Below are 11656 nucleotides of genomic sequence, written 5' to 3' on the forward strand. Positions count from 1 at the left end.
TCTAGGAATTTGACGTTTTCCCAAGATGAAAAACTGCTAGTAGTGCTTTCAAAGTTTCACTTGTGTGGGAAAGTTTTCTAGACCCGCGAAAGCGGGCCTAGATCACCTATCTAAGGTTATTCAAAAACCGGAAAGTTCTTAACGTTTGAGGCCCAAGACTTCCTGAAGCATCTGATCCGTCGTTGTGATTGTTCTGGAGTTCGCTTGGAACCCGCGTTGAGTTACGATCATATCCGTAAATTGGTCGGATAAATCCACATTGGACATTTCAAGCAGGCCGGCGTTGATTTTTCCTCTTCCTGCAATTCCTGCTTCGCCTATGAGCGCTTCTCCAGAGTTATTCGAAAAAGCGAACATGGTGTCCCCTACTTTATCCAAACCGGCAGGGTTGTTGAACACCGCTGTTGCAATTCTAGCTAACGGCTGTTTTACGCCATTGGAATATACTCCGGTAACCGTTCCCGAATTATCGATCGAGAAGGACTCGAGGTATCCCATCGTATAACCGTCTTGCTTTACCGCCTTGGTTGTAAAATCAGAGGAGAACTGGGTAATTCCGTCCACCATTCCAGCTTCGCCCAGGGAAAGGTCAAAACTTTGCACCGCAGGGTTTCCCGGAAGTTTGAAAGAAACCTTCGCACTTAGCTTTCCGGTATTCATCACATCAGTACCATCAGAGACGTACACGATCTTTCCGTCTGGAGTAAACCCGAACTCTAGTTCGGTATTTCCGGGAAGCTGTGTATTTTGACCTCCTGTAGCAGCCACGTCTACGGAAACTTGGCTAGCATCAGTCATTGCGATACGAGCTTTCCAAGTATTTTCTCTCACTTTGTAGAATTCCATTTTGAATTCTCTTTGTTCACCCTGGTCGTCAAAGACTTTGATCGTAGTGACATGACCTCTTCTTTGCTTAGGATCCGGATCATTGATCATCGCAGTGATTTCTTCTGCAGTCGCATCGGGAGGTACTGCCGGTACGGAAGAATTCAAGTTGGATCTGAAATCGATCTTAGTAGTCGCATGTGCAGGTTCTTTAGAATATACTGGAATAATAATATCTTCGATGGAAGCAGAAGAATTGATGTACTTGTTACCTTTGTCATCTAACTTTGCATTCCAACCTTGCACCTTGAGTCCGTTAGCTGGATTTACGTAGTATCCGTTTTTATCCAGGTTAAAGGCACCTGCTCGAGTATAAAACTGCTTATCTCCGTCTTTGACTATAAAGAATCCTTCTCCAGAAATCGCTACGTCGGTGTTCTTTCCTGTAGTTTGAAGGGCTCCTTGGGTCATGATCTTATCGATCGCAGCGATCAAAGCTCCAAGACCGACTTGTTGCGGGTTCACCCCCCCGATATTATCCTTGGGTTCAGAGGCTCCACGAAGTTCCTGGGATATCATATCCTGAAACGTGACTCGCTCCGTTTTGAATCCGTGGGTGTTCACGTTGGAAATATTATTTCCAATCACGTCCATCCGAATCTGGTGGTTTTTAAGACCGGAGACTCCAGAATAAAGAGACCTCATCATAGTGTTTGTACCTCAATGTTTATATATGTAAACTTATTCATAACTTTTATTGTTTGGCTTTCCCGGAAAATTCCAAGACTCCTGATTGTTCATTAAGGAATCCTTATTTTCTTCGGCAGGAATTGCTTTCGGATCTTTCGCTGAGTTTTCAGAATTTGATGCAGGTTTGGCTTCTGTCTGCGTAGGAGCTGCCGGTTCTGGATTCGCTGCTTTGGTACCGAGAACAGGTTCTGCAGGAGCACCAGAGTTCTGCAAAGGATTTGCATTACGATTTGGACCAGGCTCGGCTTGGTTCAGAATGCTCGGGTCGGTGATCAATGAAATCTGATCTATTTCTACAGTGCGTCCATTTACTCTTACAAAGGATTTTCCCTGCCCGTCAAAGAAGAGTGCTCCGGCCATTCCAACAACATTCTCTCCGGTGACGAAGTCCGGCCCTGATACTATTTTTCCTACGAGAGAAAAGGACTGACGATTGGTCATTTTTCCGATTCCCTGGGAGATATTATTCATTTGTTCGAGGGAGGAAAACTGAGCCATTTGCGCGATAAAATCCTGGTCCTTGACCGGATTCGTGGGATCTTGAGAAGAAAGCTGAGTAATCAATAACTTTAGAAAATCATCTTTTCCTAATGCTTTAGCAGTGGAGCGGATTTCAATTCCTTGTAATCCACCTTTTTCCTCTTTTTCAAGTTTATCAAAGTGATTCCTGATATTAAAGCTTCTGTCTCCTTCGAGATAGTTGCTTCTTGCTGCTTCTTGACTTGCTGAGCTTACTTCCGGCATCGTTCTTCCCTTAGACTAGAATATTAATACGCCTATCTTTATTCTTTTCGGCGTTTTCCGGAATTTCTGTAGATCCTTCTTGTGCTTCGGCAATTTCGGACGCGGAATTCGGCTCTTTAGAATTCTCGAAGAGGTCCGATTGGATCGGATTTCTATCTTCTGCCCCGTTGGATCCTCTATCATCAAATCCAAAAGCGAATTGTCCGACCTCGTCTACTTCCACTAATAAAGATTCAAGTATAAGACCTTGGTCTTTGAATTCTTTTCTAAGTTGCTCCAAGTCTTTCGAAAAGAGTTTCTTCACTTCTTCGGACTCAACAACAATTCTTCCTTGGACTCTATCCTCTTCCACGCTGATTCGTAAAGAGACCCTACCCAGCTCTTGAGGATTCAATCTGAGCGTAGCTTCTGACTTTCCGTTTTCTACGATATGCAGCCTGGCGCTTTGAACAAGACGCTGCATGTTCTCGCGCATCGCATTTCGATCGACAGTATTTGTAGAGCTCGGCTTAGAGGATTCAGAACGAGCAGATTGAATCGAGGCCTCTTTTTCGACAGTGTGAATTCCATTTTTCAATAAAGAGAACGTGGTCTCTGTCCCTTGTCTAGAAAAGGAATCTTGTTGAAAGGTTTGGCCTTTTCCGGAGGAAGAGTTGTCTCCTTTACTCGAAGATTCTTCGGCAGCGGAGATTTTATTTGCGTTCGATTTCTGGATCTGTGTAAAAGATTCCTGTTTCTTTTCTCTAGTAATCTTCCAGTTTTCGCTTTCTATTAGATTGTGCTCTTTGGGAACTTCTTTCAAAGCAGCCTTTTCTTCGTTTCCGGGCTTTGTCCAGCGAACTAGATCTTCTAGTTTCTTACTAGTTTCTTCGGAGATTTCTTTTTCAGTGTTCTGCTTGCTCTGTTTGAAAGGAATAGGCTCCTTCGAAGCCTTTTTTTCTAACTCAGGCTGGGCTGAAATTTCCTGTGACTTTTGAGTTTCTTCTTCTTTGGAGACTTGTTTTAAATTCGTATTATTTTTTTTGGAATGAGTTGCTTGAACTTCTTCTTCTTTATTCGCGGGCTTTTCCTTTTTCATCTCGATCGACTGCAAAAACGCAGTCATCTGTAGGAACAAAGGAGCTTCATTTTCTGTAAGATCGTCCTCTAACTCGTCCAAAGGAGATTCTTCAAATTCGGTATCCTCATCCGGAAATAGGGAAAGTATCTTAGAGATTTCTTTTGCTTCAGAAGACTTTACGTTTTTCTTCTTTTCCTCTTCCTCTGCTTCAAAGAGATCCTGTTCCTCGGGTTCGTCCTTTTGCACTGTATGTTTCGGTTCGGAGGAATTTTTGTTTTCTTCCAAAACCTGTTGGGAGCGAAGTTGGATGGATTTCATCAAGTCCATAAAAGTAGGACCTGAGACTACAGACTTCTCTGCAGCTTGTTGCGGTTTTTCCGAAGTGGAAAACTTTACCTCATCCCTGGGAGTCTTATCCGTTTGAATTTGCATACTCGCCCCTTGCAATATTAGGATCGAAACCTGGGCGAATTCCTTGATAGTTTTATAGAATTATCTTCTTCCCTTTTTTGATTATGTCCACAAACGGACGCTCCTACTTTTACGGATCTCGAGAAAATCGCTAAAGTTTCTCAGAAGTTTTATTTTTCTCTTTTCGAACCGGTGCACTAAAATGAGATGGGGAGCTTATGAAATCTTATGCAGCCATTCTATTCACTTTTCTTTACGCTGTAGTTTTCTCAAACTGCACAGGCACCAGACCGACGAATATCGGAATTCGAGAAGGTCGTCTCGCGGACTGTCCCTCAACCCCGAACTGCGTCGCGAGTCACCTATCACCTAACGACACTGAACACTTTATACAAGCTCTAACATATCCAGGATCCGCTCAGGACGCGCGTACTAAGTTAGTGGGAGTCATTCAATCTCTTCCGAGGACGAATATAGTTACGAACAAAGAAGATTATATCTACGCGGAATTTACTTCTTTTACGTTTCGATTTGTGGACGATGTGGAATTCTATTTTCCCGCCGGAACAAAGAATATACAAGTACGCTCTGCTTCGCGTTTAGGAAGATCTGACTTTGGAGTAAATCGCAACCGGATTGAAAAAATCCGAGGGTTATTCTCCAACTAAATTTCGGAACTTACGAGAACACGCCGAAAGTGCTTAGTTCTTACCGTGAATTTCCTGGAGAGACCGGATCGTAAAACCTTTGTCTCTCATTTCCAGCATTCCTTTGATCAGAGCCTTGGTCGCGCTTGCAGTTGTTAGACAAGGAATCTTATACCGAATCGCTGCCTGACGAATCGCAAAACTATCATCCCTGGTTACTCTGCTCAAAGGTGTGTTCAGGATCAGGTGGATCTTGTTTTCCTTAATATAGTCTAGAGCCGTTGGGAAAACGTTGTCATATACCTTGTTGATCTTCGAGGACAAAATTCCGTTCTCGGATAGAAACTTATGAGTACCTTCGGTCGCGATCAAATTGAAACCTAGACCGGAAAGTTCCCGGATGTATTTCAATAACTCTCTCTTGTCTTTATCATTTACTGAGACAAAAACAGTTCCTTGGGAAGGAAGTTCTTCTCCCGCCATGTACTGAGATTTTAGGAAAGCTTCTCCCGGAGAATCCGCGATCCCCATCACCTCTCCCGTAGATCTCATTTCTGGTCCGAGGATCGTATCCACACCCGGGAATTTGTTAAACGGCAACACTGCTTCTTTGACGTTTACTGTCTTAAAGTCCATTTCTTTAGGCAAAGGTAGTTTGCTCAAAGGTTCGCCTAACATGATTCTAGTCGCATATTTGACGATAGGATGTCCTAACGCCTTAGAAACGAACGGCACCGTGCGAGAAGCCCTAGGATTTACTTCGATCACATATACTATATCGTTCTTGACCGCGTATTGAATGTTGATCAAGCCTTTGACCTGGAGTTCTATTGCGAGAGCCTTTGTCGCGACGCCGATCTCCTCTAATACTTTTGCGGAAAGCGATTGAGGAGGAAGTACGCAGGCCGAATCCCCAGAATGGATCCCCGCCTCTTCGATATGCTCCATAATTCCTGCGATGAAAACATCCTTTCCATCGCAAAGGGCATCTACGTCTACTTCTACCGCGTCTTCTAGGAAACTATCGATCAACAGAGGTCTGTCTTGGGAGATCTCCTCCGCCTTATCCATGTATCGATCTAGTTCCTTTTCTTCGCTGATTATCAGCATCGCCCTTCCGCCTAACACATAACTAGGACGAACCAGAACCGGATATGTAATCTCTTGAGCGATCTTTCTGGCTTCCGGAGCCGAGGTAGCAATTCCGTTCCGCGGAGAAATCAAATTCAGTTTATTTAATACTTCTGCAAATCGCTTTCTATCTTCTGCTCTGTCCACAGAGTCAGGGCTAGTTCCTAGAATTGGAACTCCACTTTTTTCCAAATCCTTTGCTAACCTAAGAGGGGTTTGACCGCCAAACTGAATGATAACACCTTCCGGTTTTTCTTTTCGGTAGATTTGGATTACATCTTCTAGAGTCAGAGGTTCGAAGTAAAGACGATCCGAAGTGTCGTAATCCGTAGAAACTGTCTCCGGATTCGAATTCACCATGATGGATTCCACTCCGAGTTCCTGTAGAGCAAAGGAAGCGTGACAGCAACAATAATCGAATTCGATTCCCTGTCCGATCCGATTTGGACCACCTCCCAAAATCATCACTGATTTTTTATTCGTTACGTCGGTCTCATCTTCCGAATCGTAGGAGGAATAAAAGTAAGGAGTGTAAGCTTCGAATTCTCCGGCACAAGTATCGATTCTTTTGTAAACAGGTCGAACCGATAATTCCAAAAGAGTCTTTTCGATCTTTGCTTCTTCACCTTTTAGTAATTGATTGATTTCTGCTTTGATCTGATCCGAGGTATTGCCAGAGGATAGTAGAGACTGGATCTCTGCTTTTTTGCGAATATAAGCGAGCTGACGATTGGAAAATCCGTAAGCTTTCATTTTAGCTAAAACGGAATCTCCCTTCTTCTCGAATTCCTTTTCTGCGTTGATCAAATCTTCAAACTGATACAAAAACCAAGGATCGATTTTGCAAAGGTCGTGGATTTTCTCGGTAGAATAGCCTTCGTCAAAAGCTTTCTTCACATAAAAAATTCGCTTATCATTAGGACGCTTTAAGAGAGAATCTATTCTCTCGTGCCGCTGAGCAGATGTTAAACGCTGGAATTCCATCAGCTCCGCAAAATTTCCGTCGCTTCCGAAACCGAATCTATCGATTTCCAAGGAACGCAATGCTTTTTGGAAACTTTCCTTGAATGTTCTTCCGATCGCCATCGCTTCGCCGACAGCCTTCATCTGGACACCCAAAGTGTCGTCAGTCCCTGGAAATTTCTCGAAGGCGAATCTAGGAATCTTAGTTACTACATAATCGATCGAAGGTTCAAAAGATGCAGGTGTCACCCGAGTGATATCATTCTTGATTTCGTCTAGAGTGTATCCGATAGAGAGCAGCGCAGCGATTTTCGCGATAGGAAATCCGGTAGCCTTAGAAGCTAACGCAGAAGACCTGGAAACCCTAGGGTTCATTTCTATTACGATTACGTCACCGTTTGCAGGATTTACTGCAAACTGGATATTGGAACCTCCGGTCTCTACTCCGATCTCTCGTATGATCTTGATAGACATATCCCGAAGATTTTGGTATTCCTTATCGGAAAGAGTTTGTTGAGGAGCGACGGTGATAGAATCTCCTGTATGAACTCCCATCGGATCTATGTTTTCGATAGAGCATATGATCACGACATTGTCCGCGAGATCTCTCATCACCTCTAACTCGAATTCCTTCCAACCTAGAACTGATTGCTCCAGGAGAACTTGGCTGATTGGAGAAGCTTTTAATCCTCTTCCGACCACTTCTTCGAAAGTTTCTTCGGTGAAAGCAATTCCGCCTCCGCTCCCACCGAGAGTGAACGCAGGACGAACGATGAGAGGTAACCCTATTCGTTCCTTTACTTCGTATGCTTCTTTGATATTGTGTGCGAGCCCAGACTCGGGTACATTGATCCCGATCTTTATCATCGCTTTCTTGAACAGTTCCCTGTCCTCTGCTTTCTTAATGGCGTCTACTTTTGCACCGATGAGCTCTACATTGTATTTTTCTAGCAAACCTGCATTGTAACAGGCCATCGCCAGGTTCAGACCTGTTTGACCTCCTACAGTCGGAAGAATTGCATCAGGTTTTTCTTTTTCTAGAATCTTCTGAACCACTTGAACGGTTAAGGGTTCAATATATGTGGCATCGGCCAATTCAGGATCTGTCATGATCGTGGCCGGGTTGGAATTCAATAGAGTGACTCGAATTCCTTTTTCTTTTAACGCTTTTGCTGCTTGAGTTCCGGAGTAATCGAATTCACATGCTTGGCCGATTACGATCGGTCCAGAACCCAAAATGAGTACGGATCGGATTTCTTCCCTTCTGGGCATACGATTTTACAGGTTTTTCGTAGCTTCTTGTACTTCAAGCATCAATTCTGAATTGGTAAGAAATAGTCCCCACCCTTTTTCCATTTTCCGGTGGAGAGAAGGGTCCTTTGTAAATCCAGTTTTAAGTCCGCACAGTTAGAACTTGGCAGAGGATTCCGATTCCAAGGGTCTTTGATCCGATCAAAGCACTCGAATTCGACCCCGTTTGGAGTAGGCACATAGATCAGTTTCCTCTTGTGATCCTGTATCATCCTATGTTTGGAAAATGCGATGGTTTCCTTTGCATAGGGTTCCGAAATCGTAACGCTATTCTGGTCTCCCGAATCTATGTTTTGGAGCTCGAGTATATTCGGGTATTTGATACGATTCTGCTGAAAAAAATGGGTTCCTCGATCCGAAAACCAAATTCCAGTTTCAGAATATACTCTTCTAGAGGAGTTCCACTGTCCTCGATTTAAATAAGGCAGAACACTGAGACCTCTAAGTTCAGGAGGCTTTTCGGATTCGGAAAAATGCAGTACATCCAGAATCGTCGGGACCAGATCCACGGAGCTCGTAGTTCCCAAAAATTCCCCAGTTTTTCTGGCATTCATTGTATAAGATTTGGGAAATTTTAGAATCCAAGGTACTTTTGTTACTCCCTCGCCTCTCAAATGCTCTCCGTGTCCATGGCTGTGAACGTCTTCAAAAAGAGATTCACCATGATCCGAAGTCAAAATAATCAGAGTTTCGTCGTACAATCCCTCCGATTTTAGCCTTTTCACGATTCTGCCTACTGCATCGTCAAACGCACGTAAGCTGGCTCGATAAATGGCTCGAATCTGCTGCTTTTCCTCGAAGTTCGGTGGAATAGAATTGCTCGGATCCACAAATCTGAAATATTTAGAAGGGCCGTAGTACTGAGAATCTCCCTCTTCTTTATAAAATGGATAAGGTGGACTGTACGGAAAATGAGTGACCGAAGAAAAATACACGGAGAAGAACGGCTGCCTTTGTCTTTTGAAAATCCGAAATAGATCTTCTAGAATCCGAGTATCATCCCCCAGCGTAGGAAGGGAACGAACCGAAGGCAGATATTCCCCACCTCCAAAAAAAGCTCCCGACAAAATCGGGAGCAAGTACACTTGAGATTCCAGCATCCTTTGTTGGGTCAAAGTCTCTGCGTTGAAAGTAGGAGCATAAACTTCGGAAAATCCCCAATCGGCCCTGGGGAAAATATCGCCCGCAAAAGAAGAAACGACAGAAGTACTGTAACCCTTTTCCTGTAATAAAAAAGGCAAAGTAGCAATCCTGCTCCCGAGGGCAGATCTGTCCTTTCGATCTGGAAACATGTCCAGAATCCCGTGGTCAAAAGAAAATCTTCCGGAAAGTAAATCTGCCCAGGCCGGGAAGGTCCTTGGAATTGTAGTGTGGTGATCTTGAAATGCCCAAGAATCGAGCGCGAGAAGATCGATATTCGGAGTGAAGGATTCCCTTCCGGAGACAAAACCCAGCTGATCCTGACGAACACTATCTGCGGATATAATTAGAATATTAGGATACTCTAATATTCCTTCCTTGCTATTCTTAGAAGAATCCTCTTTGTTCTCTTGGATTCTCTGATTTGCATGAATTCCATATGCCAAAGGATATTTTTGAAAAGAAACAAGACCGATCAAAACGGACAAACCCAGAAGTGCAAAGATCTTTAATTCTCTCTTTGGTCGAACGGTCAAAATTGAGTAAGCGATTCCGGCAAGCAAAACGCCAGTTGCCGAACCTAAATAATGGAACCCCGAAAAAAACAAAAGAAAGACCGCAAAATATAAGATGCGCTCCCGTTCTTTTTGAAAATAGAACTGCAAAACTCTCCGAACAGACTGAATGAACAGTACAAAAGAAAGCAGGAAGAGTGGGAATTGGGGAGGAATCCAATCCGTAAGGAAGTAAAGAAAAGGTGACGCCCATTTGTGTCTGTAAAAGAAAAATTCTCCGTAAAGCTGTGGATATCGAATCGCAGAAGTACAAAAAATTAGAAAAAGAAGAAATACCAGATTAGAATACAGGTACCATTTCGGAATCTTTTTGCCACTCATCGATTCTTCCCAATCAGGCCCAAGCAATAAAACACAAGACACAGCGAAAAAGGAATAGGAAACAAAAACCACATAGATCCAGTCCTTGACCAGCAAAGGAATCATGGAATAAAAAGAGGAAATAAATTCGCTAACATCCACTCCCATAATATGCAAGGAGGTATTTCCGACCAAACAAAGGACGGACAGAATCAAAACGAATACGAAAGAATGAATCCAGGGATTTCCATTTTTAAATCCAATTTTCAGAATAGTAAAAAAATGTAATATTCTAAAGAGTCCCTTATCCTTCACAAACTCTTTAACTTTTGAGAGTCCGTCTTGAATAGTCGAGATCTGTTGTCTTAAAAAGCTAAACGAAAATCCGAACATTGAGCACATTCCGTCCGAACGGTCTGGGCTCGAACCCTTCCCAATTCAATGGATGAGGAGATTGGATAAAGATTACGCTAACACCGGTTTCGGTAGCAATGATATCTTCTACCATCGCCTTGATTTTCTCTTCTTTCTTTTCCCAGAAACTGTAGGGAGGGTCCAGAAAGTATACTTTGAACGCCTCAGGGATTTCAAAATTGGAATGAAACAGAAACGCATCCTTTCTCAAAACCAAATGAGGTTTGTCCAATTTTTCTAAAACATTCTTTAAGCTCTCGAATCTGTCCCATGCCAGGTCCAGGAAAACGCCACGAGCAAATCCCTTGCTCAAAGCTTCGATTCCCATCTGTCCTGATCCTGCAAAAAGATCCAAAAAGGCGGATTCTCCAATCGGTAATCTTCCTTGTAATTCCAAAGAATCTAATATAGAAAATAATGATTTTTTTAAGATCGCGGGAGTAAAATTGCTTTTTCCCTGCTGGGTTACCGGTGATGGAATGGATTTCCCTTTTAGATCTCCGGTTTGGATTCTGAGTCCTTTTCCTTTTTTTCCGGGCTTCATTTTTCGCCTTTGATTTTATCTAGCTGCAAAGACAGTATTTTGATCCGTTTTTCCAACTTTTCGCTTTTGCTGATAGAATTCATCTTTTCTAATAAAGTCCCAACTTCCTCATATTTCCGCGAGGAGTATAAAATGCAAGCGTAGGTATAAAGCCCTTCGGCATATTTTACGGAACTTTTGCCGTTCTCTACAAAAATCTTTCCCCATCTCAAACCAGGTTCGCTCGCTTCTAAAACCAGAGCTCTTTCCAAAAATAAATAAACTGCATTGTAAAAAATACTTGGGTGGTTTTTTTGATTCGAATCTATGCTGGTTAGAGTCTTATCGATTTCTTCTAAACTGTGTTCGGAAGCAACATAGAGCAAAAGGATTTTATAGTCGACTTCCCCTTTTCTTAATTCCGGTCTGGAAATTTTTACCAAACGAGAATAGTTCCCTTTTTTGTAATACTCGTAGACCTCGTCGAAGTCGACTGCCTCCATGTGAGAAACTGGCAGGAAAAAAGTGTAAATTAAGAGAATGAGTAGCCGGATTGAATAATAAAGCGTTGGTTTACGCGAATCGCGCAATATTAGGCAGGAGATGCGATTGAGACAAATGTTCACACCACTCAAAGTTCAATGACATTAGAGGAACCACACATAGGGCAAATTGCTCCTTCTGGAGAATCGAATCCGTCTTCCGAATCGCTTTCCCAGCGGTGGTCGCAATCTTCACAAACATAAGTGACAACTTCTTCGTCAGCGAAGTCGTCGCCTTCCTCTGTGTCTATATCGTAATCCTCATCAAACTCGTAATCGTAGGGCATATTCCTACGGAATCCAAGGTGGGTCTGGGTGTC

General features: G+C 43.1%; 9 protein-coding genes. 1 reads left to right on the forward strand and 8 read right to left on the reverse strand.

The window, feature by feature from the left end; all coding sequences use genetic code 11:
• Window positions 1–138 precede the first annotated feature (138 nt).
• The 3 genes from flgE to CH373_RS08615 are packed head-to-tail and all read right to left on the reverse strand — an operon-like array spanning window position 139 to window position 3811.
• Entirely contained in the window at window positions 139–1533 is a 1395-nt protein-coding gene (gene flgE / locus CH373_RS08605) for a flagellar hook protein FlgE (protein ID WP_100713852.1), read from the reverse strand.
• Window positions 1534–1566: 33 nt separating this feature from the next.
• The gene (locus CH373_RS08610) at window positions 1567–2319 is read right to left on the reverse strand and encodes a flagellar hook capping FlgD N-terminal domain-containing protein (RefSeq protein ID WP_100713853.1); all 753 of its coding nucleotides are present in this window, start codon (window positions 2317–2319) and stop codon (window positions 1567–1569) included.
• A gap of 10 nt (window positions 2320–2329) precedes the next feature.
• Entirely contained in the window at window positions 2330–3811 is a 1482-nt protein-coding gene (locus tag CH373_RS08615) for a flagellar hook-length control protein FliK (RefSeq protein WP_100713969.1), read from the reverse strand.
• A 197-nt stretch (window positions 3812–4008) separates the two neighbouring features.
• On the opposite strand from CH373_RS08615, the gene CH373_RS08620 reads away from it, so the two are divergent.
• Window positions 4009–4458: a DUF1499 domain-containing protein gene (locus CH373_RS08620; RefSeq protein WP_100713854.1), complete on the forward strand. Its 450-nt coding sequence runs from the start codon at window positions 4009–4011 to the stop codon at window positions 4456–4458.
• 33 nt (window positions 4459–4491) lie between these two features.
• On the opposite strand, the gene carB is transcribed toward CH373_RS08620, so the two are convergent.
• The 5 genes from carB to CH373_RS08645 all read right to left on the reverse strand — a co-directional run bounded on the left by carB (window position 4492) and on the right by CH373_RS08645 (window position 11623).
• Window positions 4492–7803: a carbamoyl-phosphate synthase large subunit gene (gene carB, locus CH373_RS08625; protein ID WP_100713855.1), complete on the reverse strand. Its 3312-nt coding sequence runs from the start codon at window positions 7801–7803 to the stop codon at window positions 4492–4494.
• 41 nt (window positions 7804–7844) lie between these two features.
• Window positions 7845–10250: a sulfatase-like hydrolase/transferase gene (locus tag CH373_RS08630; protein WP_100713856.1), complete on the reverse strand. Its 2406-nt coding sequence runs from the start codon at window positions 10248–10250 to the stop codon at window positions 7845–7847.
• On the reverse strand, window positions 10231–10815 hold the full coding sequence (locus tag CH373_RS08635) for an RsmD family RNA methyltransferase (RefSeq protein WP_100713857.1): 585 nt from the start codon (window positions 10813–10815) through the stop codon (window positions 10231–10233). Before CH373_RS08635 ends, CH373_RS08630 begins: the two co-directional genes overlap by 20 nt.
• Complete coding sequence (locus tag CH373_RS08640; RefSeq protein WP_243393321.1) at window positions 10812–11297, reverse strand: hypothetical protein; 486 nt, start codon at window positions 11295–11297, stop codon at window positions 10812–10814. The genes CH373_RS08635 and CH373_RS08640 overlap by 4 nt, the downstream gene beginning before the upstream one ends.
• A 128-nt stretch (window positions 11298–11425) precedes the next feature.
• Window positions 11426–11623, reverse strand: coding sequence for a hypothetical protein (locus CH373_RS08645; protein WP_100713859.1), 198 nt, complete (start codon window positions 11621–11623; stop codon window positions 11426–11428).
• Window positions 11624–11656 lie beyond the last annotated feature (33 nt).

Source organism: Leptospira perolatii, from assembly GCF_002811875.1.
Taxonomy (GTDB): domain Bacteria; phylum Spirochaetota; class Leptospiria; order Leptospirales; family Leptospiraceae; genus Leptospira_B; species Leptospira_B perolatii.